This is a genomic window from Streptomyces sp. NPDC059452 (genome assembly GCF_042750035.1).
Classification (GTDB): Bacteria; Actinomycetota; Actinomycetes; order Streptomycetales; family Streptomycetaceae; genus Streptomyces.
The window spans coordinates 43,185-66,414 of sequence record NZ_JBHYVE010000003.1 but is presented as its reverse complement, the minus strand read 5'-3'; the positions used below and the strand labels follow the sequence as shown (position 1 = coordinate 66,414).

Below are 23,230 nucleotides of genomic sequence, written 5' to 3'. Positions count from 1 at the left end.
TCAGCTCGCGTCGTCGAGGACGTCGGAGAAGTCCAGCCCTTCGAATCCGGCCAGCCCGCCGACCGCGCCCAGCCTGTTCGCACCCCGCCCGCCGGGGCCGGCGCCGACACCGGGGCCGTCCCCGCCCATCCCGGGCGGCTTCTGCGAGGAGACGTGGGCCCAGACGGTGACTTCGCCCGACGAGTCGTCCCGTACGCCCCACTCCTGTGCCAGGGCGCTGATGATGTTGAGCCCCCGGCCGCCGCGTGCCGTCACCGAAGGGGTGGCCGGAACCGGACGGGTCGGCCCGCCGCCGTCCGTGACCTCCACGGTCAGCCCGCCGCTCGTCTCCACACGCCAGGCGGCCCGGATGTCGCCGTCACCGACATCCGTGTGCCGCCCCAGCGGCCTGCCGTGCCGACAGGCGTTGCTGAGCAGTTCGGAAAGAATGAGAACAGCGTCGTCCACGACCGCGTCCGACACCCCGTTGCTGCGCAACTGCTCACGCATCCGGTGCCGTGCCTGCCCCACGCCCGCAGGGCCATGGGGTACGGCCATGCTCGACGACGCAGGCACCTCTTGTGCCACCACCAACGCCACCCCCGAGACCTCCTTTGCCCCACGCCACGGGTTGGATGCCCCACTGAGCTGCACCGGAAACCGGCCGAGGGGCTGTCGGTGACGCACTCGTCACGGCTGAACGCGCAGCGAATGCGCCGGTGTACTCCCCGTCATGGTGGTACGGGGGTGCTTCGTGTGCCTGTTGTGTGCTAAATGCGGCCCAGTTGGGACAGAACCTGCTTCGGGCGGTTGGTGATGATCGCCTCGACGCCGAGCTCGGCGCAGAGCTCCACGTCGGCCGGTTCGTTCACGGTCCACACGTGCACCCGGTGGCCCGCCCGGTGCAGCCGCTCGATGTACCCGGGGTGGCTGCGCAGGATCCGCATGCCGGGCCCGGCGATCCGGGAACCGGCGGGCAGCCGGCCGTCGCGCAGCCGGGGCGAGACGAACTGCATCAGGTAGACCGTGGGCAGCGAGGGCGCGGCGGCCTGGACGCGGTGCAGGGAGCGGCCGGAGAAGCTCATGATGCGGATGGGGGAGGGCTCGTCGGCCGACGGCGTGGCCAGTTCGAACCGGTGCAGCAGCTGCAGGAGCCGCTCCTCGACCTGTCCGGCCCAACGGGTGGGGTGCTTCGTCTCGATGGCCAGCTGGAGCGGCCGCCCGGTGGCCCGTACCTCGGTGAAGAGCTCCAGGAGCCGTTCCAGGGTGAGTACGGAGGTGAGCTCGCCCGGCACCGGATCCCAGTCCGGGGACTCCTCGCGGTCCTTCCAGGAGCCGAAGTCGAGGGCGGCGAGATCGGCGAGCTCCAGGGCGGAGACGGCGCCGCGCCCGTTGGACGTACGGTTCACCCGGCGGTCGTGCACGCAGACGAGGTGGCCGTCGGCGGTCAGCCGGACGTCGCACTCCAGGGCGTCGGCCCCGTCCTCGATGGCCTTGCGGTAGGCGGCCAGGGTGTGTTCGGGGGCGTCGTCGGAGGCTCCGCGATGGGCGACGACCTGGATCGAGGTGTGCGCGCTGCGCTGCCGTGCGTGGGTCACGCGCGCCATGGTGTCACCGCCACGGGGGTGGGCGAACACATGTCACCCTGGAGGTCCGTTTTGTCTGATGTAAAGATTGGTGTGCGGATGCACAGGTCCTGCTTACAGTGGCCCGACGCGCTGTGGGAAAAGCTGACCGCAGACACGTGCACAGCGGATTTCTTGCCTGACGCCGACTGGATGCCGAGTGGAACCGAGGAGTAAAGAGCTGTGAGCACCGAGAACGAGGGCACCGAGGGCAACGCGGTACCGGCCGTGCCGTCCGTTCCGCCCGCACCTCCCGTGCCGGCCACCACTCCCGACCCGTCGGCGGACGACGCCACACCCCCGGTACCCCCGGCGGCGGCCGATGCCCGCGACGACGCCCGCGACGATGCCCCCGGCAGCTCCGACACGGAGGCGACGAGGCCCACCCAGGCCCCCACGACTGCCCCGGCCACGCCCCCCACCCCGGCGCACGGGGACGCACCGCGTCACACCCCCACGGGCCAGGGCTCCCCGGCGCACGCGGGCACCCACCAGCCCCCCGCCCCGCACTCCGGCACCCACCAGCCCCCACCGGCGTACTCCGGCCCGACCACGCCCCACCCCCCGACCGACCCCCACGCCTCCCCCACCCCCCACGCGTCCCACAGCCCCCACACCCCCCAGCAGCCCCACCAGCCACCGCACTCCCCCTACGGGGCGGCGCCCGAGCCCCCCGCGGGCGCCGCCTCCTGGCCCCCGCCCCCGCCCGCGGTCCCCTCGTACGCGGGCGGCGGCGCGGCCCACACCCCCGGCAACGGGAGCGGCAACGGCCCGGTCTGGGGCACCCCGACCCCACAGCCCGGCCACGACCCTTCCCAGGGCCCCTCCCACGTCTTCCCCCACGGCAACGGGAAGCGCCGGGGCGCAGGCGGTCTGATCGCGGCCGTCGCGGTGGCGGCACTCGTCGCGGGCGGCATCGGCGGCGCACTCGGCTACTGGGCGGCCGACCGCAACGACAACGGCTCCTCCGGCAGTTCGACCACGGTCTCCGCATCGGACACCCCGAGGGACATCAAGCGCCCGGCGGGCACCGTGGCCGGGGTCGCGGCGAAGGCGCTCCCCAGCGTCGTCACGATCGACGCGCAGGGCGGCGACGGCGAGGGCGGCACGGGTACGGGCTTCGTGTACGACAAGGAGGGCCACATCCTCACCAACAACCACGTGGTGGCCTCCGCCGCGGAGTCGTCCGGCGAGCTGTCGGCGACGTTCTCCGACGGCAAGAAGTACGCGGCCGAGGTCGTCGGCCGGGCGCAGGGCTACGACGTGGCCGTACTGAAGCTGAAGAGCCCCCCGGCGGGTCTGACCCCCCTCCCCCTCGGCAACTCGGAGAGCGTGGCGGTCGGCGACTCGACGATCGCGATCGGCGCCCCCTTCGGCCTGTCGAACACGGTCACGACGGGCATCATCAGCGCGAAGAACCGCCCGGTCGCCTCCGGTGACGGCTCCAGCAGCAAGAATTCGTACATGAGCGCGCTCCAGACCGACGCCTCGATCAACCCGGGCAACTCCGGCGGCCCGCTGCTGGACGCGACGGGCGCGGTCATCGGCATCAACTCCGCGATCCAGTCGACGGGCGGCGGCCTCGGCCAGTCCCAGGCCGGCTCGATCGGCCTCGGCTTCGCCATCCCGATCAACCAGGCGAAGAACGTCGCCGAGCAGCTGATCAAGACGGGCAAGCCGGTCTACCCGGTGATCGGCGCGACGGTGACGATGGAGGAGAAGACCGGCGGCGCCGCGATCTCCGCCGAGGGCGCGGGCGGCACCCCCGCCGTCACCCCGGACGGCCCGGCGGCCAAGGCGGGCCTCAAGGCGGGCGACGTGATCACCAAGTTCAACGACACCGTGATCGACAGCGGCCCGACCCTGATCGGCGAGATCTGGACCCGCAAGCCCGGCGAGAAGGTGACCCTCACCTACGAGCGCGACGGCAGGACCGCAACGGCCGAAGTCACCCTGGGCCAGCGCGAGGGCGACAGCTGACCGGCTAGGCTGTCCCAAGCGTCGAACCCGTCCCACAGGACCATGACGGCCCATCGGCCATCACGGCTTGGGGGCCGCCGACGCGGGGTGGGTTGCCCGAGCGGCCTAAGGGAACGGTCTTGAAAACCGTCGTGGCAGCGATGTCACCGTGGGTTCAAATCCCACACCCACCGCCAGGTGAGAGAAGCAGCAGGTCAGAGGGCGGGCACCGGACTCCGGAGCCCGCCCTCTGCGCTCACCCTGTCTCACCTCGTATCGCCCGTTTCCCAGTCCTGACCAGGGCGTGCGGCCAACCTGCGGCCAGTTTGGCCAGGGACGTCAGCCGTCGCGGCGGGCCTCCAGGGCGATATCGATCATCCGGTTTGAGGCATCCTGGTGGCCACGGAGGAGCTTCGCGTAGAACTTCCACAGGACAGCCGGACTGTGCCCGGCCCTGCGCGCAACTTCCACCGGGTCGACCCCCGCCTTGATCCAGAGCGACACGCCCGCGTGACGAAGGGAGTAGGGCACATCCGCGAGCGGTGTCTCGACCTCCTCTTCGGACAGCGCCTTCGCGCGGGCCGCCTGCCAGACCTCGGTGTACTCCGTGGACCGGACTCTTCCGCCCCTCACCGCACGGAAGAGGCGCCCGTCCGGCGCGGTGCTGTGTTCATCCAGGTGGGTGCGCAGCATCGTGACCAGTACGGGCGGGATGGGAACGGGACGGGTGGCCTTGCGGGCTCGGCGCTTCAATCCCCGCTCCTCGTACGACTTCCCGTCGTCAGTCCACCCGGAACCGACCTCCGGGCGACTCTGGGAGAGCACCAACTCCCCCCAGCCTTGCGCCGGTAGCTTGCAGTTGCTCCGCTTCAAACTGGCGACCTCGGCAGGCCGCATGGCGGCGTAGTACATGCAGCCGAAGAATGCGTGAAGGTGACGTCCTCGGGCGCTGATGCCTTGTACGGCCGCAAGCAGTTCACCCGCTTGCTCCGGACCCGGTACGAACTCGAAGTCGACTTCATCGGTGGTCTCAGGAGGTGCCCAGTCGATGCGGTCCAGCGGATTGGCGGCCAAGAGGTCTCGCTCGATCGCGTAGCGGAAGGCGTTGCTGAGTACGGCCCGTTTCCGGCGGACCGTGTTGTCTGCGGCCTGCTTCCCTGCCAGCGTCTTCGACAGAGCTCGCAGGGCCGCCCGTACGACGTCCGATTCTGCTACGTCGATTACCTTCAACGAGTTGCTCGACACCCACTCCAGCGCTCGCCGGATCTCTGGGGGTGGGGCCTCTGCGTCCTTGCGGTTGACGTGTTCTCCTGTCTCCGGATCGAGCACCATGCGGAATGCCCATGCCTGTAGGGCGCCGCGCAGCACGGCGCGGTCGGGGGCTCCACGTTGCGTCTTGACGAACGCCGCTGTCACCGCGGCGAGAGCTTCCGCGATGCTCGCCCGGTGCTTGGCCGCGGATGCTGGCCACTTCATGCGGGCGTAGGCGCAGGCGTGGTCGTACCAGGTGGGCGAGGCCGCCTCTCGCAGTTCTGAGACAGGAAGCCCGGATGCCACGTCGAACGCCTCTCCGGCACGCTGAGCGGTGACAAGAGCTGAGCGCCGTGCGTCCGCCAAGGTTTTTGTGGCGAACGGCTTCTGGAACTCCTCGCCGTTCACGATCCATCGGACCTGGTACGGGGCCTTCTTGCTATTGCGGTGGCGGATACTCCAGACCCGTACGTCGTAGCTCTTCACTTCGTCCCTTCAAACCGAGGGGCCTCACCGCGCGCGGTGAGGCCCCTCGTGGTCGGTGGAGATAGTTACGCGGCGCGCTGCTGGCAGCGCTCCCACCAGGCGTCCAGGTCGGTACGGCTTACGCGGAGCTGGCCGTTGGGGAGCTTCTGGAGGCGGGGCGCCTGGCCTCGGGCGCGCATGCGGTAGAAGGCGGCGCGGCTCATCTGGATCTCGGTGAGGACGTCGGGGAGTTTGAGCATCTGAGGGCGGGCCACGGTGCGACTCCTCTGAGGTTGGGAGGGTGCGGCGACATTGTCTTGAGTCGTGACTCATCGCGACTCAGAGCGGGATTCGGTGGGGTTGAGTCGCGATGAGTCACGACTCAGATAGATGTGGTTCGGCTGTGTTGAGTGCGATGCCGGTGTAGGTGGCGACCTGTCGGCCGTAGGCGTCGCGGGGGCGGGTGCGGTTGAGCTGGGGGACGACGGAGAGCAGGTTGCGGCCGAAGAGCTGCTTGGTGCCGATGGCCCGTACGCCGTTGTCTTCGGCCCATTCCCGCCAGGCATTCCATAGGACGTCGACGGGGACGTCGCGGGTGGGGCCTGTGGTGCAGCGCTCGCGGACGAATGCGCTGGTGGGGGAGGCGGTGTCCTGCATCATCGTGATGGCGTCCTGGGAGGACGCGGGTTCGGTGAAGCGGCCGTTGCGTTCCAGGCGGGCAAGGCCGTCCAGGGCCCAGTTGATGATGCCGGGCATCTCGGCGGCGAGCTTGTCGGTGAGCCCAGTGTCCTCGCGGCCGAGCCAGGAGACAGTCATGTTGAGGACGACGAACCGGCGGGCGATGACACCTGAGGAGTCCCCGAAGTTCGGCAGCTCGTTGGTCAGGACCATGAGCCGGGTGGGGAGCTTGCCGGTCCAGACGTCGCGGTATTTGCGGTCGATGTCGATGGTGTCCTCACCGGAGATGGTCAGGAGCCGTTCGACGACCTGCCCGCCGTCGCCGGAGAGGCGGGCGTCGGAGATGACCGCGAGGGGTTTGCCGACCAGGGTGGAGAGCCCGAAGTTCGTGCCGAGCCCGGCGAGGGTGGGCCCGGCAAGGTTCTCCTTGCCGACCAGCTCTTTCAGGATGCGAGCGATGGTGCCCTTTCCGGACCGGGAGGGGCCTTTCATGAGCAGGATCTTCTGCTGGTCGGTGCGCCCGGACAGGACGTAGCCGAACCACTCCTGCAACGCGGCGATCGAGTCGGGGTCATCGGGCCAGATCCCTCGCAGGAACTCTTCCCAGGTGGGGGCGGTGGCGGTGGGGTCGAAGTCGTAGGGGACGGAGACGATGTTGAAGAAGCCGGGCCCGTGGGGCAGCAGCGCCCGGTCGCGGATGCGCAGGAGCCCGTTGCGGCACGCGACGATCGGGCTGTCGTCGTGGCGCCCGTGCTCGTGGTCGATCCAGGACGGGGCGTCGGTGTCGGCGGGCAGCAGGGTGATCGCGGACATGGCGTCGAGAAGATTGCTGATCTTCGTCTTCGTCGGGGCCCACGGGTGTTCTTCGGGCTCGCCCTTCTTGTTCACCACGGTGTGGACGCAGTGCTCCAGGCGCTTGTAGAGCCCGGCGCGCATCTGCTGTTCGTCGTACTCGCGCCAGCAGGTGCCGGTCCAGTGCATCCACGAGCCGCGCCAGCGGCGGAGCCGCAGGTGTCCGTCCTGGGTGGTCCAGTCGGGGACGATCCGCCGTGCGACGGCGAGAGGGTTGGAAGGTGCGGGCAGCTCCTCGGCGGTGTTCACGCGGCGGTCCTCCCTTCGGTCTGGATCGGGCAGGTGGCCCGGTGGGCGGCGTGGTCGTCGATCAGCGCGAGGACGCGGGCCTGGCCCCGGGCGGTCTCGTGACGGCCGCAGGAGCAGAACGACTCGGCGGCCGGAGATGCGTTCCGCCCCGGGGCGCTGATCCGGAGAAACCCGACTACCCGCCGCCCGTCGCCGGTCTGCGCGTCAGGGCGAACAGCAATGCGGACGCCTCCGGCGACGGCCTTTCGGGCGCCCTCGGCCGTGGTGGGCCGGGGCGGTCGGGCGGTCATGAGACGGCCCCCAGGGCGGCGTTCATGCCGTTGGTGACGCATCGGCGGGCGTACGAGGCCGGGACACCGACGGCGATGGCGGTGGCGATCAGTTCCTCGGCGATGCTGTCGAGTCCGCACGGTCCGGGGCAGGCGGTGTGCCGGGTGGCGAGGAACCGGGCGGCTCCGTAGGCGGCGGTACCGGCGCCGTGCTCAGGGTGGGCCCTGATGCTGTCGAGTCCGCGTTCCAGGCCGGTCCGGACGAAGGCGGGGGTGTGGCGGCAGCCGGTGGCGACACTGCGGTTCCATTGGGCCGGGGTGGAAGAGTCCACGGCCGCGCGGGCGGGGGTGGACTCTTCCCTCTCGATCAGGGCCAGGACGACTGGCGGCAGGGCCGTGACGGGGCCGGTGCCGGGGCCGAGCCACCGGGCGTACTGCATCCGGGACTTGATGTCGACGCCGTCGCGTACGTGGTTGGCGGACGGCATGGTGCCCCGGTAGATCCAGTGCTCGCCCCGGGCGGTGGGCACGGTCCGTGTAGCGGGGAGTTCCCGGCGGGCCCAGGTGACGGCGTCGGCGTGGTCGAGGTCGACGACCGTGACCCCAGCCCCGCCGGGGTGGTAGGCGAGGGCTCCAGCCTGCCTCCAGGCCGACACCCACGCGGGCGCGGTGAGGGTGGCGGGGTCGGTGGTGGCGGCGGCCCATCCGTGGCACGGGGCCGGGCAGGTGCAGGGGCCGGGGGTCTTCATGTTCGGCCGCCCCCCGCATACCAGGTTGGCGCAGCCGGTGCAGTTGGCGACGGGGCGCTTATCGGCGCTGAGCGGCATCACCGGGACCCCGGCGGTGGCCAGGCTCAGGGCCGTGTCGAGCGGGCGGACGGCCTGGCGGTCTCGCCGGACCGTGGCGGTATACGTCATGCTGGGTCTCTCCAGTCCTGTAGAGGGTGCTGGTAGACGAGAGCGGCCCCAGTCATTGGCGTGAGGGGGCCGCTCTCGGCGTAGGCGGGGTCAGGTGGTGGGCTGGGGTGTCATGGAGATGACGATGGCGGTGGCGTCGTCGCGGTAGCCGGACTCATCGGCCTGGGCGGCGGAGACCAGGGCGGTGGCGAGGGCCTGCGGGTCGTGGTGTTCGCGCGCCAGGTCTTCCATGACGTCGGCGGCGACCTGGTCGTGGACGCCGTCGGAGAGGAGGATCACGACGGGGTCGGGGATGTCGACTTCGCCGGTGGTGGCGACGGTGGCCGAGTGCAAGGAGACGCGGACCCAGTCGTCGTAGTGCGCGGCGATCTCTACCGGTGGCCCGTACTGGCGTACCCACTCGCCCATGACCTGGGGGGTGGAGTACCGGCGCAGGCGCCTGCCGTCCCAGCCGAGCACGTCACAGTCGCCCACCCACGCGGCGCGGGCCCCGGCGTCGTCGACGAGTACCGCGACACCGACCGCGTTCGCCTCCTCTCCGTCGTGGCCGTCGTCCGCGATCAGGAGTCCGGCGGAGAGGATGCCCGCGAGGGCGCCTCGGTGGGCGGTGACGCGGGCGGCGGTCTCGGCCAGGAGCGGGGCGGTGGCCGAGGTGTGGGGGCCGTGGCCGATGCCGTCGATGACGGCGGCCCCCACAGTGCCGTCCGCGAGCCTGTAGACCTTGCAGGCGTCGGCGTTGTCGGCAGCGGTTCCCTCGCGGGTGGCGAATCCGGTGCGGATCATGGGTGTCCTCACGTCAGAAGGGCGGTTCGTTGGAGTAGCCGCCGGGCGGGGTGCGGCGGGGCAGGGGGAGCAGGGTCCAGCGGCGGGTGTCGTCCCAGCAGGGGCAGGGCCACCAGTCGGTTCCGGCGTACTCGCCGTTGTGGTCGCCGTAGTCGACGGCGTGCCCGCCCGCACCGTGGCAGTCGGGGCAGCGGGGGCGGGGGGTGTCGGTCAGGACGAGCGCGGGCCGGGGCCAGGTCGTGCGCGAGATACGCAGTCGCACGGGATGCTCCTCAGATGTTGGGGAGGGCGTCGATAAGGGCGGCGGCCATGTGATTGATGGGGTCGGCGGCGCCAGTGGAGGCGAGGAAGAACCCGAACCCGGCAGCGGTGAACGCGCCGCCGGGGGTCAGGCTGTGGGAGCGCAGGAGGAAGACCAGAACGAGTCCGAAGAGGGCGACGAGGGAGAGGGTCACTGCCATGGGGCGGCCTTCCTGTCGGCGGGCTGGGGTCGGGTGCCCTGGGCGTGGATGGTGCGGCTGTTGTTGAGGAGTCGGCGTCCGATGCGGAGTCGGGCGCGGGTGCCGTGGCAGCGGCGGCAGAGGGTGATGGTGCGGCGGCGGGTGCGGACGCCGATGCCGGAGCACTTCCGGCACGGGGCGAACGGCCGCGTCGCACACAACAGTGCGTAACCGGCGGCGGTGAGGAGGATGAGGAGGCTAGCGAGCGCCACGAGGGGCTCACATCCCTTCGTCAGGCGGGTTTCCGGGTGTTTCCGCAGGTGGGTTGCTAGACGCTAGGTCGCAGCTCAGGGGCGGTGTGGGGTGCTAGCGGGGGTGCTAGACCTAGCAGTCGGGGGTGCTAGGTCTAGCAACCGTGCTGGGGTCAGGCAGCAGCCTTGTTCTGGTTACGGTGGGTGATGGCGGCGGTGATGTCGGCGCGGTCGATGCCGCGCCGGTTCTTGCCCTCGCCGGTGTCGCTCTGGCCCCAGACCTGCCCGGCCTTGATGCCGTGGGGCTTGAGCGCGGCGGTGACGTTCTCGCCCTTCCACCCGCCGTACACGTCCGGCTGCGCGGTGGCCAGGCGGGTGGCGATTCGCTCGCACCAGACGGCTTTCTCGTGCGGCGCGATGACGGCGAGGACGTCGGCCAGCACGTCGGACTGGCCCGTCTTCTCCGGGCCCGCGCCGATGGCGTGGCCGGTGACGTTGCCGTACTCCTCGCGGACCTTGCGGGCGCGGGCGGCGATCTGCTCGGCGGCCACCGCGTCCACGAACGCGCTGGCGACGATGCGCGGGTCGTCGCCTTCACCGGCCATCCAGCAGATGCCCCGGTCTGAGCGGGAGAACATGGTGGCCCGGTACCCGGCCTTGTACATCGACGTGCCGAGCACCATGTCGTTGGCGGGCTGTCCCATGACCTTGAGGCAGAACCGCAGCACCGCGTTCGCGCTGATCCCTGTGGGCAGCGACTTCGCGTCGGGGCGCTGCGTCCCGAACAGCGTCACGATGCCCAGCGCCGGGCCGCGCTTGACGAGGTCGGTGCAGATCGCTTCGATCTCCTTGCCGTGCTCCTCGTGCTCGAAGGGCACCTGGCACTCGTCGAACCCGGCGACGATCGGGTGCAGACCGAGGCTCTTGTCGCTGGCCAGTTCGGGGGTGACCTTGGATTCCGGGCAGCGGGAGCGCGGGAGGGACTTGATGACCTTCGCCCGCCTGCGCAGCTCCTCCTTCAGCTCCCGCAGGGCATCCAGGACGTATTCGATGTCGTCGTTCTCCTCGCCTGCCCGGTAGCGGTGGCAGACGGGTTCCAGGGCGCCGAAGTCGCCGGTGCCCTTGAAGTCGAACGCGTGCAGCTCGGCGCGCGGGTCGAGTGCGGCGATGAGGAGGAACAGCCGCATCAGGAACGTCTTGCCCATGCGAGGGATGGACCCGACGACCACGGCGGCGAACATCAGCGTCACCGACACGTCGCGCATCCGCTGGTCATTGCCGAACACCACCGGCTTGAACAGATCCACCTGCCCCGTCTTGAGAAGCGGCCAGGCGGGTTTGGTGGTCTCGTTCATCGGCTTGTCCCCCACCCACAGCACCAACCGCCCCTCGTGCTCGGTGGGGTCGGGGGAGGGCCAGACGCAGCCGACCTTGCGGCGCAGCCCGGACGCCAACGGCTTGCGGGCCTCCATGATGTCCTCTGGCGTGACGCCGTACGGGAGGTCGAGGTCGGCGCGGTAGCCGGGCCCGTCGCGGACGATTTCGCTGGTGAAGCGCAGCCCGTTCATGTCGCCGCCCTTCTTGATGGCGGCGGAGATCTTCGCGTTCCCGATGGAGTCGAGACCGCGCAGCACGATCGACCCGGTGAGCTTCTGCACCTCGGTCTTCAGGACGGCGGGGCCGATGACCGGGGCGTCGGGCTGCTGACCGGCCATGCCGAGCAGCAGCACCCCACCGGCAGCGAACGCGTACATCAGCGCCGGGGCCATGACGTAGAGCCACAGCGCGAAGCCGACGCCGAACACGGCGGCGACCAGGGCCACCAGGCCCCGCAGCCGCACCCGCCCGGCCCGCAGCCGGGCCAGGCGCATGTACTCCTCCACGTCCTCCGCCCGCACGGCGGCGGCCCGCAGGGGGGCTGCTTCGCGGTCCCAGACCCACCGGTTGGTGGTGGCGATGAACCGGCAGGCTCCCCGCGGCGACATCAGCGCGAGACGCCCGGCGTAGACCGGGAGCCGTACGCCGTGGAAGAGGGCGCTGTATCCGGCGTTCGCCCCTGCGTGGCGGGCGGTGGCGGTGAAGTCGCGCCGGTCGGTCAGCCACCCGGCAAGGACCGGCTTGCGCTTCTCGACGGTGACCTTCGGGTTGGGCAGCGTGGGGTTGTCGACCGCGACCGGCACCACGGGGTCGTGGTCGTCGTCCAGGTCGGGGACCGGCCGCAGATGCGCGGCCGGGGCGGTGGTGTCCGTCATGCTGGTACTTCCTCCTGCTCGATGGGTGGAGGGAAAGAGGGGGTGGCCGGTTTCCTTGGCCGGGTCCGGCCACCCCCTGCTCAGCTCTGCTCGGCCTTGTGGACGGCCCGCTCCGCGCGCTTCACGCGCTGCTCGGCGTCCTTGCGGGCCTGCCGGGCGGCGGCCTTGTCGGTGCGGGGGGCGGTGCGCTCGGCGGCCTTGGCCCTGGCCAACTCCTGCCGGGCGGTGGCCTGCACCTCGTGCAGCGCCGTCAGCTCCCGCTGCCCGCGTTCGGCGGCCGACTGGTCGATGCGCTCGATCCGGCGGCGGAGGGCCGGGTCGACGTTGTCGGCGGCGGCCTGCCGCAGTCCCTTCAGGAACAGGACGCGGCGCTCGCGGGACTCGGCCTTGGTGTAGCTGTACACAGCGAACCTCCCGAATGGGCGGTAGCCGGTCTGTCCGGCTCCCCTTGCCGCCCCGGACCGTGGCCCGGGGCGACGCGGGCAGCCGTCAGCGGCGCTTGCGGCCGGTCGGCGTGTCCTTGCCGCCGACCGACTTCACGACGGTCACCACACCCCAGGCGCACACGGCGGCGACCAGGGCGAGGATCGCCAGGTTCGCGGCGATCGCGGTGAGCGCGCCGACGAGGAGGGGGCCGAAGTAGACCCCGGCGGCCACCGTCCCGGCGCCGATGCCGGAGCCGAGCGCGAGCCGCTGCACCGTACGGTCCGGCGGCGCGTGGTGGACGTGCACCACCTGCGGGGTGGAGCCCAACTGCTGGTAGGTGGTGGGGAGTTGGTCGGTGTAGGCGGGGGTGCCGTCCGGGAGGGTGACGACGGACGGGGGTCGGGGGGTGGGCAGGTGGGAGTCCATGAGGGGTCCTCTCAGGCGTCGTGGCGGAAGTCGGCGGCGGCCTTGCGGGCGGTGGCCGCGATGCCGGTCAGCACCTCGTCGATGTGGTCGAGGGTGATGTAGAGCATCCGGCTCTTCCCGCCACTGCTGATCCGCACGGCCACGGCGGGCTCCGCGCGGTCGGTCCCGCGCCGCAGGACGACCGGCTCAGCGGTCAGGGCCGAGCGGTCGGCGGCGGCTTCACTGATGAAGCGGTAGGTCATCGGGTGCCCTTCCGGTCGGACGGGGTGTCGTGGCAGGGGACGCACATGCCGAGCGAACGCGGGATGCAATACCCCACATCCAGACGGCAGTTGGGGCAGGTGCGGCGGGCGAGCATCGCCGCCGCCAGGGCAGCGGTGCGGGCCGGGGTCATGGGCCGGACGGGGCGGGCGTGCTCGATGCGGTAGAGGTAGGCGATCAGCGGGGGCCGTCGGCGGCGGGGGCGGTGAACCTCCGCCACCACCTCCTGACCACCCGGCCGCAGCCCCATCGCGCGGAGCTGACGGCGGGTGGCCAGCCCCTCGGGGGCGAGCCGCCAGCGGTAGGTGGGCAGGGTGCTCACCGGGTCTTCCCAAGCAAAACGGGCTGGATACGCCACCGGACCTGGGAGGCCGGGACGGTGGTGCCGTCGCAGCAGGTGGTGTGCGGGGTCCACCCCTCCCGGGCGGCGCCCTCCGCCTCGGCGGCGATCTCAGCGGCGGTGGACGTGGCGTGGACGCTGTGCAGCTCCCCGAAGCGGAAGAGCACATAAACCCGCTCAGCCCGCTGGTTCTGCTTGCGGGTCGCGCGCAGCAGGGTCCGCAGGGCCTGACGGTCCTCGGTGTCCAGCAGCACCTGGGCCCGCAGGGCCCCCAGCTCGCCTTCGAGCCGCGCCGCCTCCAACCGGGACTGGGCCAGATCAGCCCGCAGTACTCCCGCGCATTCGTCCGCCTCAGCGCGAGCCGCCTGGGCTTCCCTCTGGGCCGTGGCGAGGTCGGTGCGCAGGGTGTTCAGGGTGCGGGTGTGGATCAGGGCGATCATGCGGTGGCCCCCTCAAGGTCCAGAGCCGAAGCATCGGCGTCGGCCGTGGTGTTGTCGCGGTGTTCCTGGTAGCGGGCGGTCACCCACCCCACCGACCAGCCGCACAGCTCGGCGGCCTGCCGGATGGGAAGACCTGCGTCGAACGCGGCCCGGACCGTGGCCCGCGCCTGCTCCTCGCTCTGCTTCACCTCGGCGGGACCGGCGGACAGCAGGGCCTGGCGTTCACGCTCGGCCCGCTGCTGTTCATGCTCGCGTTCACGGCGTTCACGGGCCTCCCGCTCCCGGGCCTCCAGCTCCCGCCGCTGAGCCGCCTCGCGCTCGGTGCGTTCACGCTCCCGCTCACGCTGTTCACGCTCGCGCTCACGGCGCTCAGCGGCTTCACGCTCGGCCCGCTCCTTCGCCTCGGCACGCTCGCGCTCCTCGCGCCGGGCGGCCTCTTCCCGGGCGGTCTGCTCACGGGCCAGCAGGGCTTCGTGTTCACGCTGCTCACGCGCCAACAGGGCCGCGTGCTCGCGCTCCTCACGGCGCCGCCGCTCAGCAGCCTCACGGCGCTCTTCGGCGGCCCGCTCCCGCTCCGCACGCTCAGCGATCTGCTGGGTTTCGCGGGCGGTACGGGCGGTGGTGATGGCCCGCCGGTAGGCGAGACCGGTCTCTGCGGTGACGATCAGCAGCAGCGGTGCGACCGAGTGGACCGCGACGCCGACCAGGTCTTTCTTCAGCGCGCTGTCCGCGATGTTCAGGGCCAGAGTCATGGCGCCGGTCATCCACCGCAGCGCGATGGGCCACCGGCCCCCGTCCCCACCCATGGTGGCCAGGACCGAGTCGAGACGGACCACGATCACCACGGCCGCGTCCACGACGAGCGGCAGGATCGGGGCCGTCCACTCCCACCCGGTGGGGCTGTGGCGCTCCATGAGCGGGGTGACGGTGAGGATGGAGAACAGCATCGCCCCGCCCACGATCAGCCAGGTGCCGACCGACAGGGCGCGTTCCGCTGAACGGATCTGAACACTGCTCACGACAGGCCCCCATCCCGTGAACGCACCCGGATCGAGGCCAGCAGCCGGACCGGGGACGTGTCGTCGTCCGGCTGCTCCGGGTACTCCGTCCACTCCCACTCGGCCTCATCCGTGAACACGAACCCGAGCCCGGTGAGCGCCCGTGAACGCTCCGCCGGGGTCGGCACCGCCTTGGTGTCGAAGTCGTGCTCCGGCCACTGCGAGACCGGCACACCCATGAGGGCGACGTACAGGGTCCACCTGCCGGTACGGATGGACATCTGCGCGGTGTGCTCACTCACGCCGCACCACCCGACACCGGGACGTCCGACGCGGCGGCGGTGCGGTTGGCCAGGTCCCGGCGGGCGGCCAGCACCCGCCGCCGGGCCCGCCGGATGCGCTGGTGGTCCAGCTCGGTCGGGGCCCGGTCGATCGTCATGATCTGCGCGTCCAGCAGGGCGACGTCCGCGAGGATGGCGGGCATCTCCAGCTCGATCGCGTCCAGCTCGGCGTTTGACGGCCCACCGTCGAACGGGGCGGCGGCCGTAACGGTCGCCTGAAGTGCTGCGATGCTCTTCATTGGGTCAGTTCCTCTCACGCAGGAACGGCTCACAGAGACCCCCGGAGTAGCCGCTCCGGGGGTCTCGCCGTTGGAACCATCCGGCTCCCCTCAACCCCGCCCGTACGGCACCGCCGAAGAGGCAGTCCGGACGGGCGGAGGAGGCAACCGGCCCCGCGATAGCCACGGGAAACGCGGTCCGTACAGGCGGCCCGTACTCCTCGGCCGCCGACACAAGAGGGCTGGTCACCCGCGCCGGTCCAGCGCGGGCACCGCCCTCGTACTTCGCTTCTCCATGGAGGTTCCTCTCTGCCGCTGGGATGGGATGTCGCACTGCAAGGGGGACCTCGTCCCCACTCTCCGGCCGTTGCTCGCGGTCACCGGGCCACCTCGCCAGTACGGGCCGAAACCCTGTTCTACCTGGCCTTTAGCGGGATTGCAGCGTCCCCGCCCCATGCAGTCATGCAGGTCGAAGCAGCCCAAAGAGGGCTCCTCTAGCGCTCTGCCTCGCGGCTGATGCGATACCTCTATTACAGGTACTGCATCGACTTTCGTCAAGCGGAGCGTCGGTACTTCCTGGGTTCGCGCCGGGTGCCCTGGCGCCTCATCAGAATCGCCTCAGTTCAGGGGCGTTGTGTACAGCGCACGTGGACAGCTCGGGGACACCTCGCTACCTTCGAGAGGTCCCAAGACGTCCCTCGGGGGTGGAGATGTCCAACGAGCGGTTGAGGTCGGCGTTGTTAGCGCGCGGGTCTTCGGTTCAGGACCTGGCGGACGCCATCCAGGTCAACCCGAAGACGGTGGAGCGCTGGATCACGCAGGGGAAAGTGCCGTACCGCCGACACCAGTACGCCGCCGCTGCCTTTCTCAGGGTCGATGTCACGACCCTCTGGAGCGACTCTCGCGCAGTGGAGACCGCATCGGACCTCGGTAAGGCGGAGATAGTGACCGTCTATCCGCACCGTCACATGGTCCCGGCCCACATGTGGCGAGAGATGTACGCACGGGCGGAGAAGCAACTCGACATGCTCGTGTATGCCGGTCTATGGCTATCCGAGGACCCCGCGTTTCACTCCATCCTCCAGGCCAAGGCCAACGCGGAGGCCCAGATCCGCATTTTGCTGGGAGACCCTGCGTGCCTTGCGGTTCAGCAGCGGGGAATCGACGAGGGGCACCGCATCATGGACGGGAAGATCAGAAACGCTCTGGTCAACTACCGGCCGCTGTTCAGTAGCCACCCTGAAATTAGCTTTCGGCTACATGATGCGACTCTCTACAACTCGCTCTTCCGGGCCGACGACGAGATGCTGGTGAACGCGCACGTGTACGGCATCGGCGCTTACATGGCTCCCGTCTTCCACCTGCGCAGAATTCCGGGTGGCGGACTCTTCGACACTTACGCGAACAGTATCGAGCAGACCTGGGGCAACGCCCGCAGGGTCGCAGATCACGACGTCATGGGAGACTGAATCATGGGCCGCACCGACTACCTCCACGACCCCGATGCGCCGACGGCCAACTCCGTGGTTCCGTCCGTGGTTGCGTTCGTCCAGAACGAAGACGGGCGTGTCCTGATGATCCAACGGTCGGATAACGGCCGGTGGGCTTTGCCCGGCGGAGGTCACGACGTCGGAGAGTCCATCAGCGACACCGTTGTTCGTGAGACGTGGGAAGAGACCGGCATCAAGGTTGAGGTCATTGACTTGTCCGGGATCTACACCGATCCCGGGCATGTGATGGCGTACAGCGACGGGGAGGTTCGGCAGCAGTTCTCCATCTGCTTCCGGGCCCGACCCATCGGCGGTGAGGTGCGGACAAGCGACGAGACGACGCAGGTCCGGTGGGTCGCCCCGGCGGATATCGCGGAAATGGACGTGCACCCCACCATGAGGCTCCGCATTGATCACGCGATGGACCAGACGCGGAATTCCCCTCACATTGGCTAGCGCTTGAAAGTCGCTACACGTTCAAGAACGCGCGCCGTGCACGCCAAGATCTCGGGTTCGGCGCGGCGGATGAATGTTCCGATCATGCTGTCTGCGCCGTACCGGCTGGCGATCTCGTTGATGCGGTCCACCGGGTTCGTGGGGGTGCCATCCGGGGTGGTGTTCATGTCGCAAAAGCACAGGGCGTCATCCAGGTCCGGCAGGTCCCGGGGAAACTCGCTTTCCAGGTCTTCTCGGAGCCCGCGAGCTTCGGCTTCCATCCAGGCGCACGAGTGGTGCGCAACTAGCCGCACGATTCGAGGGTTCGCCTTGGCGGTGTCCCGCAGGTACCGGGCTCCGTCCAGAGGGTGGAAGCCGGTATCTGCTACGTCCGGCGAGTAGCCGATGTCATGCAGAACCGCTGCTGCTTCAAGCAGGTTGGCATCCCCACCGAGCATCGGCGCAATGATCCGTGCCCTCTCTGCGACTCCCTGAGAGTGCGCCCACCGCCGTGGCAGCGGCTCGGCAAGCAAGGACTCCGCGAGAGGGTAGGCCCAGTCAGTCAGAGTGGTGGCAGTCACGCTATGAACGCTCCTCTCGGCCCGGAAGGGCCAGTACGGTTCGGCGCTTGCCCTGGCGACTCTCCGAGAGCAGACCATCGGCTTCCAACTTGGCCAGTGCCTTTGCGACTGTGGGCCGGGAGACCTTGAACCGGTCGGCCAGGGCAGAGGTGCTGGGGAACTCGTCGCCCACGTGCAACTCGTCGGCCTGGAAGACGTCAGCGATCCGGATTGCCAGGGGGCGGCGATCACACTGTTGGCCTTCCCTCATGACTCGCCACCGGCTGCCGCGCACTGGCTCGGCCAGTCCCTCTTCCTTGAGTACCTTGACCGCTCGGATCGCGACTCCGCGTGACACCTTATGCGTCGCCATCAGCTCAGCGAGCGTCGGCAACTCCGTCATCGCTGGGTCAGCGGCGATTTGCGCCTTCACTGCCTCGGCGACGTGAAGGAACGTTCCCCGTGGACTGGGCTGCTGTGGCACCCGTCTCCTCTCCGCTTCTGTCGCAACCAAGCTGTCTCTCTTAGCAACTTCCCCCAAGGGTCCCAGACAACGGAATCGACCTCAGGTGGGGCGTCAGACGTCGAGGTTACGAACCTTGCTTCTGTCGCTTCGGAGCCTGAGGCGGCCGCCTGTCTGGCCAAGCTCCGGCCAAACAGGCGGTACCAGTTGTGGCGACGGGGGCTAGTTGCCAGGTCAAGCGGCCATTGGGCCTGCGGCGCTCACCGGTCTTGAAAACCGTCGTGGCAGCGATGTCACCGTGGGTTCAAATCCCACACCCACCGCCAGGTGAGAGAAGCAGCAGTTCAGAAGGGGCGTCCCGCGTCAGGGGCGCCTCTTCGCCGTTGGGTCCGTCTCACCGGTTGAACCGCTTCCTGGGACTGCCCCAGGCATGTGAGGGCCTTCGGCGGACCCCGTGCCCCTGGCCGCTTCCCCCGGCCGCGCAGTGCGACTCTGCGTCGTCGGTTCCGTTTGATGGGGAGCATGCGTTGACCACCTCGTTCGAGTTGAGAGAGGTGCGTCATGAGGAGCGTGCGCTCTGTTGGTCCGGCATCTCCGAGGAGTTCGGCACCATCGAAGTGCGCTATCCGGCCGACGGCCCGATGGGGTCGACCACCGCCCGCGTACTGGGCAGCGCGATTCCGTCGACGCTCCTGATCGGGTGGTCGCTCTTCGATGACAAGCCGCGGCTGACGGGTGCTCGGCTCCAGCTGGGCGGTGAGGAGGTGCAGCTGCGGAGAAGACCATGGGCGGTCCGCCGGAAGGGGCGAGCGCTGCGTATCACGCACGACGGGAACGAGTACCGGTGCAGGGCGATACGGAGAAAGAAGTACGTTCTCACGCGCCCCGGACTCGCCGTTACGGTCACGCAATCCGGGGTCGGGACGAAGCGGCGCCGTGTTCAGGTGGTGATCGACGGACCTGCCGTACCGGTCGACATCTCCCTGGCTGTTCTCTTCTCCGGTGTGAACCGTGCTCAGCTGACTTTGGGCGGAGCCTTCCGGACGGGCTTCTCGCCGATCCTCAACCTCTCGATGGACAGCGTGCAGCCGGTCTGACCGTGCCTTCTTGGGACTGCGTTCACCACCGGTCCGGCCGGCCCCCGCCAGTACGCGGCGGCAGCGGGGCTGGATCGACCAGGCATGATGCGCCTATGACAAAGGGGCACAAGCGTTCAGTCGTCGCCTACGTCGTGATGACCCTGCTGGGCGCCGCTGCGGTGGCGTGGGCGGTGATCATGGGGCTCGCGCGGATGGATCTGCTGGGGAACGCCGTCGAGGTCCGGCTCGCGGAGTGCCACCGCGAGGGCGGCGGGCGTGGGGGAAGCTACAACGTGTGCAGTGGCCCCCATGGCGGCGATGAGACGCAGACGGTCGAAGTGCGTTACGAGGGCCGGGTGGGGGAAGTCGTTCGGGCTGTGCGGACGCCATGGGGCAACTACACAACCGTGGAGAAGGGGCCTCTTGAGGTGGCCATCTCGGTGTTGATGCCGGTGATTCCCGCCATGGCGACGGTCGGCGCCGGAGCGCTCACCGTCCGGGAGGTACGCCGCGTCGTCGGGGCGCGTGGAGGCACCGCCCAGCGGGACCCTTGCGGCGGATGAATGGCTTCTGAGCCGGAATTGCCTGCTACCGGGGAGGTTCGGCCGTCGGCGTCGGCGTCGGCGTCGGCGTCGGCGTCGGCACCGGCACCGGCACCGGTCCGAGCGCACCCAGCACCACCGGCATGTGCTTCTTCCGCGTCATGATCAGCACCGGCACGCCCCCGTCCTCGCACTCCAGCACCACCGCCCGGCCGTCGTACTCCGGGCGGCCCGGCGGGTCCGACAGGTACGGCGGGCGGAGGCGGAGCGGGGTCAGGGTGTCCGGGGTCTCCTTGCGGTGGAAGACGCCCGTCGGGTCGGGGGTGGTCGCCAGGGTGCCCGGGGCGGCGGCCAGGTAGCCGGCGTTGCCCGCGTCGTCCGCGTACGGGACCTCGCCCAGGATGACGCCGGGTACGTACTTCTCCTCGGTCAGGACGGCCGGCTTCATGGTGATGGTGTCCTCGCCGCGTCCGCGCCACCACAGGAGGGGCGCGGCCACCGCGCAGGCCGCCAGGACCACCAGGGTGCCCAGGCCCAGCAGTTGCAGCGCGCCGCCGATGTCGTGGGTCGGCCAGGGGGCCGCCGCGCCGACGAAGGCCAGGAAGATCCCGCCGGTGAACGTGAGGACGGCCTGCCAGGTGGAGGCCCTGGGCGAACGCCGGCTGCTCCAGGACATCACGAGCGCGCCCGACGCGAACGCCAGCCCGTACATGCCGAGCCCGAGGCCGAAGGTGAGCGGAATCCGGTAGTCGCCGCGCACGTCCGCGTTCGTGTAGCGCCGGGCGGACTCGAAGTCGACGTACCGGATCTGGCCCCGCCAGTAGGTGACCTCGACCTCTGCTCCCGGGCGGGCCACCGGGTGTTGCTCCGGGGTGCCCTTGAGCTGTGTCCGGGTGGATGTGCCGGTGGTTTCGGTGATGTTGAGCCAGTACTTGCGTGACCTCGACCGCGACAGCAACGAGGCGTCCTCGGTGCTGTCGATCACCGCTGTGACGGTACGCAGACAGTCGTCGCCGTTGCTGTCATTGCCGTCGTTGCCTTCGCCGGGGGACGAGGAGCAGGCCGTCGCCTTCCTGAAGGCCCGTTCCTCGGCCTGTGCGTCCGGGGTGGTTGCCAGGATCAGCCAGGTCGCGATCAGTACGCATACGGTGGCGACCGCCAGGCAGACGCGCACCGTCCTGCGGAGCCTCGGGGCGGGTGGGGCGCTCTGTTTCGGGGTCACCTCCGCATTCTGTGGTGGTGGGAGCGGAAGCGGTATGAGTGTTGCCTGCACCATCGGGGGTTGCTCGTTGCCGGGAATCGGCAACCGGTGTGGCAACTCCCCCCCGGGGCCTCCCCTCAGGCCCGCCCTCGCGTCAGCCGCGCCGCCGAGGCGATCGCGGCGCGGGCCTCCATCTCCGTGAGGCCCGTGCGGATCGCGGCGGCGGTGAGGGCGTCGGCCAGGGCGTCGCCGAAGCCGTGTTCGTAGGCGCGGCAGGCGGCCCAGAACAGGCGGGTGTTGCGCTGGCCCTCATGGGCCGCCAGCACGAACTGGACCAGGCCCTCGCCCCGGCGGCCCCGGGCGTCTCCGGTGCCGGAGGAGGGCCGGGGGCCGCGCGGCGGAGGGGTGAGGAGGCGCAGGAGGGCGCGGGGGCAGGGGGCCGGGGTGAGGTGGGCGGTGCCGGGGGCGAGGCGGTAGCGGCCGTGGGCGGTGACCGAGCCGGGGCCGACCAGGTAGCCGCCGCTGCCGCGGACGTCGATGCCCGGGGCGAGGCGGCCGGCCGAGTTGGGGACCGTGGTGTCGGCGGGGCCGGTGAGCCAGAGGTGGCGGCCGCCGCTCGGGGTGAGCACGGTGACCGTCGGCGGGATGGTGAACAGGTGGTGGAGGGCCAGTTGCTGGAGGGCGCCCACCGAGTCGTTCCCGTACGCCGTGTCGATGTCCAGGTCGATGCCGATGAGCCGGTGCGGGGCGCGCCCGCAGGCGATGCCGTAGCCGGTGGCCCGGGGCGCGGCGGCGAAGAGGGCGCGGACGGCGGCGGGGTCCGTGGTGGCGTCGTGCACCCCGTGGCCCGGCAGTCCGCACGCGCCCCGGCAGCGGACCGGCGGCTGCTCGCCGTGGTGGGGGGAGCGCAGCGCGGGGAGCTTGGTGGCGGACAGGGGAAAGACGGGGAGCCCGCGCTCGGCGGCGGAGAGGGCGTGGGCGAGGGCCAGGGTGGCGGTCTGCCGGTCGATGGTGGCCATGGCTCTATTTTCGTACATGAGTTCGAATAAGGGAAGTGGGGAGGGGAGGGAGGGGAGGGAGGAGAGGGGGGAGAGGGAGGAGAGGGCGGGGGGTACGACTGAGCGCGCTGCCCGGCCGGCCTGGCCGAGCAGCGCGCTCAGGGTTCTGCGTCGCCTGTCCCGCGGCGCCTATCGTGCACTGCGTATCGCGTACTGCCTATCGTGCAGTGCGTATCCCGCAGTGCGTATCGCGCGGCGCCTATCGCACGGCGACGTAGTCCCCGGTCGACGACTTCGCTCCGGAGGTGGTGTTCCCGAAGTACGTCCACCGCCACGTTCCGGGCACGGTCGCCTTCACCGTGGTCTTGAGCGCCCCCGTGCTGCTCGACTTCGCCTTCTTGACCGTCTTGTACGAGGAGGAGCCCGCCGCCTTGAACTGGAGGCTCACCGTGCGGCCGGCGTAGCCCTGGTACTTGTGGGTGTCCCAGTTGGCCCGGGTGACCCGCCCGGTCACGGTGATGGTCTTCCCCTTCCTGGCCGGCTCCGGCGAGGCGTTGACGGTGACCCGTGTGGCCCGCTTGACCTGCAACGGCAGTTTCTTGTCATCGATGTCGTGGCCGCCGCGGGTGAAGTTGATCCGCGCGGCGGTCTTCCAGGTGCCGGCGTCCTCGTTCCCGAAGTCGTAGTGCCGGGGGTCGATGTGCAGCCATTCCTCGAAGTCGCAGATGCCCTGCGCCTTGTTCACCACCCTGCAGTCACTGGTATGGATGGTGTTCCACAGCTCGTTCCCGGAGTCGGGCTTGCCCCGGTAGGGGAAGACCGTCGGCCCGTAGGTGTACTTCAGCTTGGTCGTCATCCGGAAGGTCACGTACACCTTGACCTCCTCCTTGACCCCGATCACGATCGCCTTCCCACCGTTCACCGTGACCCGGGAGAAGGAGGCTCCGCCCTCCGCCGCCCCGGCCGGAACCGCCGCCATCCCTGTGAGCACTGCCGCCGCTCCACCGGCCACCGCCGCTCTCCACATCGTCTTCCCCATCCC

30 protein-coding genes and 1 tRNA gene are annotated in these 23,230 nt (G+C 70.2%); 6 read left to right on the top strand and 25 right to left on the bottom strand.

The window, feature by feature from the left end:
- Window positions 1–666: an ATP-binding protein gene (locus ACFW9Z_RS05630; RefSeq protein WP_384634829.1), complete on the bottom strand. Its 666-nt coding sequence runs from the start codon at window positions 664–666 to the stop codon at window positions 1–3.
- 83 nt (window positions 667–749) lie between these two features.
- Entirely contained in the window at window positions 750–1,586 is an 837-nt protein-coding gene (locus ACFW9Z_RS05625; protein ID WP_384634827.1) for a glycerophosphodiester phosphodiesterase, read from the bottom strand.
- Between the two features lie 201 nt (window positions 1,587–1,787).
- On the opposite strand from ACFW9Z_RS05625, the gene ACFW9Z_RS05620 reads away from it, so the two are divergent.
- Together ACFW9Z_RS05620 and ACFW9Z_RS05615 are read left to right on the top strand one after the other, a co-directional pair.
- Complete coding sequence (locus tag ACFW9Z_RS05620) at window positions 1,788–3,584, top strand: S1C family serine protease (protein ID WP_384634824.1); 1,797 nt, start codon at window positions 1,788–1,790, stop codon at window positions 3,582–3,584.
- Between the two features lie 86 nt (window positions 3,585–3,670).
- A tRNA-Ser gene (locus tag ACFW9Z_RS05615) sits at window positions 3,671–3,760 on the top strand.
- 142 nt (window positions 3,761–3,902) lie between these two features.
- On the opposite strand, the gene ACFW9Z_RS05610 is transcribed toward ACFW9Z_RS05615, so the two are convergent.
- The 18 genes from ACFW9Z_RS05610 to ACFW9Z_RS05525 all read right to left on the bottom strand — a co-directional run bounded on the left by ACFW9Z_RS05610 (window position 3,903) and on the right by ACFW9Z_RS05525 (window position 15,441).
- The gene (locus ACFW9Z_RS05610) at window positions 3,903–5,300 is read right to left on the bottom strand and encodes a tyrosine-type recombinase/integrase (protein ID WP_384634821.1); all 1,398 of its coding nucleotides are present in this window, start codon (window positions 5,298–5,300) and stop codon (window positions 3,903–3,905) included.
- A gap of 65 nt (window positions 5,301–5,365) precedes the next feature.
- Window positions 5,366–5,554: a helix-turn-helix transcriptional regulator gene (locus ACFW9Z_RS05605; protein ID WP_384634819.1), complete on the bottom strand. Its 189-nt coding sequence runs from the start codon at window positions 5,552–5,554 to the stop codon at window positions 5,366–5,368.
- 100 nt (window positions 5,555–5,654) lie between these two features.
- Window positions 5,655–7,058 (bottom strand): phage/plasmid primase, P4 family, encoded by a 1,404-nt coding sequence (locus tag ACFW9Z_RS05600; protein WP_384634816.1) that lies wholly within the window; start codon window positions 7,056–7,058, stop codon window positions 5,655–5,657.
- Window positions 7,055–7,348, bottom strand: coding sequence for a hypothetical protein (locus ACFW9Z_RS05595; protein WP_384634814.1), 294 nt, complete (start codon window positions 7,346–7,348; stop codon window positions 7,055–7,057). Before ACFW9Z_RS05595 ends, ACFW9Z_RS05600 begins: the two co-directional genes overlap by 4 nt.
- A complete protein-coding gene (locus ACFW9Z_RS05590; RefSeq protein ID WP_384634812.1) occupies window positions 7,345–8,244 on the bottom strand; it encodes a bifunctional DNA primase/polymerase in 900 nt (299 codons plus the stop codon). Before ACFW9Z_RS05590 ends, ACFW9Z_RS05595 begins: the two co-directional genes overlap by 4 nt.
- 90 nt (window positions 8,245–8,334) lie before the next feature.
- Window positions 8,335–9,027 (bottom strand): hypothetical protein, encoded by a 693-nt coding sequence (locus tag ACFW9Z_RS05585; RefSeq protein WP_384634809.1) that lies wholly within the window; start codon window positions 9,025–9,027, stop codon window positions 8,335–8,337.
- Between the two features lie 13 nt (window positions 9,028–9,040).
- A complete protein-coding gene (locus ACFW9Z_RS05580; RefSeq protein WP_367815735.1) occupies window positions 9,041–9,289 on the bottom strand; it encodes a hypothetical protein in 249 nt (82 codons plus the stop codon).
- A gap of 10 nt (window positions 9,290–9,299) precedes the next feature.
- Entirely contained in the window at window positions 9,300–9,488 is a 189-nt protein-coding gene (locus ACFW9Z_RS05575) for a hypothetical protein (protein ID WP_384634806.1), read from the bottom strand.
- The gene (locus ACFW9Z_RS05570; protein WP_384634804.1) at window positions 9,479–9,739 is read right to left on the bottom strand and encodes a hypothetical protein; all 261 of its coding nucleotides are present in this window, start codon (window positions 9,737–9,739) and stop codon (window positions 9,479–9,481) included. The genes ACFW9Z_RS05575 and ACFW9Z_RS05570 overlap by 10 nt, the downstream gene beginning before the upstream one ends.
- Before the next feature lie 152 nt (window positions 9,740–9,891).
- Complete coding sequence (locus tag ACFW9Z_RS05565; RefSeq protein WP_384634802.1) at window positions 9,892–11,970, bottom strand: cell division protein FtsK; 2,079 nt, start codon at window positions 11,968–11,970, stop codon at window positions 9,892–9,894.
- Between the two features lie 80 nt (window positions 11,971–12,050).
- Window positions 12,051–12,374: a hypothetical protein gene (locus tag ACFW9Z_RS05560; protein ID WP_367441400.1), complete on the bottom strand. Its 324-nt coding sequence runs from the start codon at window positions 12,372–12,374 to the stop codon at window positions 12,051–12,053.
- A gap of 85 nt (window positions 12,375–12,459) precedes the next feature.
- Window positions 12,460–12,822: a DUF6251 family protein gene (locus ACFW9Z_RS05555; protein ID WP_384634799.1), complete on the bottom strand. Its 363-nt coding sequence runs from the start codon at window positions 12,820–12,822 to the stop codon at window positions 12,460–12,462.
- 11 nt (window positions 12,823–12,833) lie between these two features.
- Complete coding sequence (locus ACFW9Z_RS05550; RefSeq protein ID WP_384634797.1) at window positions 12,834–13,064, bottom strand: hypothetical protein; 231 nt, start codon at window positions 13,062–13,064, stop codon at window positions 12,834–12,836.
- Window positions 13,061–13,405 carry an RRQRL motif-containing zinc-binding protein gene (locus tag ACFW9Z_RS05545; protein ID WP_384634794.1) on the bottom strand — a complete coding sequence of 115 codons (345 nt, stop codon included), beginning with the start codon at window positions 13,403–13,405 and terminating at the stop codon, window positions 13,061–13,063. Before ACFW9Z_RS05545 ends, ACFW9Z_RS05550 begins: the two co-directional genes overlap by 4 nt.
- Complete coding sequence (locus ACFW9Z_RS05540) at window positions 13,402–13,863, bottom strand: hypothetical protein (RefSeq protein ID WP_384634792.1); 462 nt, start codon at window positions 13,861–13,863, stop codon at window positions 13,402–13,404. Before ACFW9Z_RS05540 ends, ACFW9Z_RS05545 begins: the two co-directional genes overlap by 4 nt.
- Entirely contained in the window at window positions 13,860–14,882 is a 1,023-nt protein-coding gene (locus ACFW9Z_RS05535) for a DUF2637 domain-containing protein (RefSeq protein WP_384634789.1), read from the bottom strand. The genes ACFW9Z_RS05540 and ACFW9Z_RS05535 overlap by 4 nt, the downstream gene beginning before the upstream one ends.
- A complete protein-coding gene (locus tag ACFW9Z_RS05530; protein WP_384634786.1) occupies window positions 14,879–15,163 on the bottom strand; it encodes a DUF6303 family protein in 285 nt (94 codons plus the stop codon). Before ACFW9Z_RS05530 ends, ACFW9Z_RS05535 begins: the two co-directional genes overlap by 4 nt.
- Window positions 15,160–15,441, bottom strand: a complete 282-nt coding sequence (locus ACFW9Z_RS05525; protein WP_384634783.1) for a DUF6284 family protein — start codon at window positions 15,439–15,441, stop codon at window positions 15,160–15,162. The genes ACFW9Z_RS05530 and ACFW9Z_RS05525 overlap by 4 nt, the downstream gene beginning before the upstream one ends.
- Before the next feature lie 689 nt (window positions 15,442–16,130).
- Here ACFW9Z_RS05525 and ACFW9Z_RS05520 point away from each other — a divergent pair.
- Together ACFW9Z_RS05520 and ACFW9Z_RS05515 are read left to right on the top strand one after the other, a co-directional pair.
- Window positions 16,131–16,889 (top strand): XRE family transcriptional regulator, encoded by a 759-nt coding sequence (locus ACFW9Z_RS05520; RefSeq protein WP_384634780.1) that lies wholly within the window; start codon window positions 16,131–16,133, stop codon window positions 16,887–16,889.
- A 3-nt stretch (window positions 16,890–16,892) separates the two neighbouring features.
- On the top strand, window positions 16,893–17,366 hold the full coding sequence (locus ACFW9Z_RS05515) for an NUDIX hydrolase (RefSeq protein WP_384634778.1): 474 nt from the start codon (window positions 16,893–16,895) through the stop codon (window positions 17,364–17,366).
- On the opposite strand, the gene ACFW9Z_RS05510 is transcribed toward ACFW9Z_RS05515, so the two are convergent.
- The gene (locus ACFW9Z_RS05510) at window positions 17,363–17,926 is read right to left on the bottom strand and encodes an HD domain-containing protein (RefSeq protein ID WP_384634775.1); all 564 of its coding nucleotides are present in this window, start codon (window positions 17,924–17,926) and stop codon (window positions 17,363–17,365) included. The genes ACFW9Z_RS05515 and ACFW9Z_RS05510 overlap by 4 nt on opposite strands.
- A 1-nt stretch (window position 17,927) precedes the next feature.
- The gene (locus tag ACFW9Z_RS05505; protein WP_384634772.1) at window positions 17,928–18,389 is read right to left on the bottom strand and encodes a GntR family transcriptional regulator; all 462 of its coding nucleotides are present in this window, start codon (window positions 18,387–18,389) and stop codon (window positions 17,928–17,930) included.
- Window positions 18,390–18,895: 506 nt separating this feature from the next.
- On the opposite strand from ACFW9Z_RS05505, the gene ACFW9Z_RS05500 reads away from it, so the two are divergent.
- Both ACFW9Z_RS05500 and ACFW9Z_RS05495 read left to right on the top strand, forming a co-directional pair.
- Complete coding sequence (locus tag ACFW9Z_RS05500; protein WP_384634769.1) at window positions 18,896–19,465, top strand: hypothetical protein; 570 nt, start codon at window positions 18,896–18,898, stop codon at window positions 19,463–19,465.
- Window positions 19,466–19,560: 95 nt separating this feature from the next.
- Window positions 19,561–20,010 (top strand): hypothetical protein, encoded by a 450-nt coding sequence (locus ACFW9Z_RS05495; RefSeq protein ID WP_384634767.1) that lies wholly within the window; start codon window positions 19,561–19,563, stop codon window positions 20,008–20,010.
- 25 nt (window positions 20,011–20,035) lie between these two features.
- On the opposite strand, the gene ACFW9Z_RS05490 is transcribed toward ACFW9Z_RS05495, so the two are convergent.
- From ACFW9Z_RS05490 to ACFW9Z_RS05480, 3 genes are all read right to left on the bottom strand, one after another.
- Window positions 20,036–21,211, bottom strand: a complete 1,176-nt coding sequence (locus tag ACFW9Z_RS05490) for a hypothetical protein (protein WP_384634764.1) — start codon at window positions 21,209–21,211, stop codon at window positions 20,036–20,038.
- 116 nt (window positions 21,212–21,327) lie between these two features.
- Entirely contained in the window at window positions 21,328–22,209 is an 882-nt protein-coding gene (locus ACFW9Z_RS05485; RefSeq protein WP_384634761.1) for a bifunctional DNA primase/polymerase, read from the bottom strand.
- Between the two features lie 238 nt (window positions 22,210–22,447).
- Window positions 22,448–23,227, bottom strand: coding sequence for a hypothetical protein (locus tag ACFW9Z_RS05480; protein WP_384634758.1), 780 nt, complete (start codon window positions 23,225–23,227; stop codon window positions 22,448–22,450).
- Window positions 23,228–23,230 lie beyond the last annotated feature (3 nt).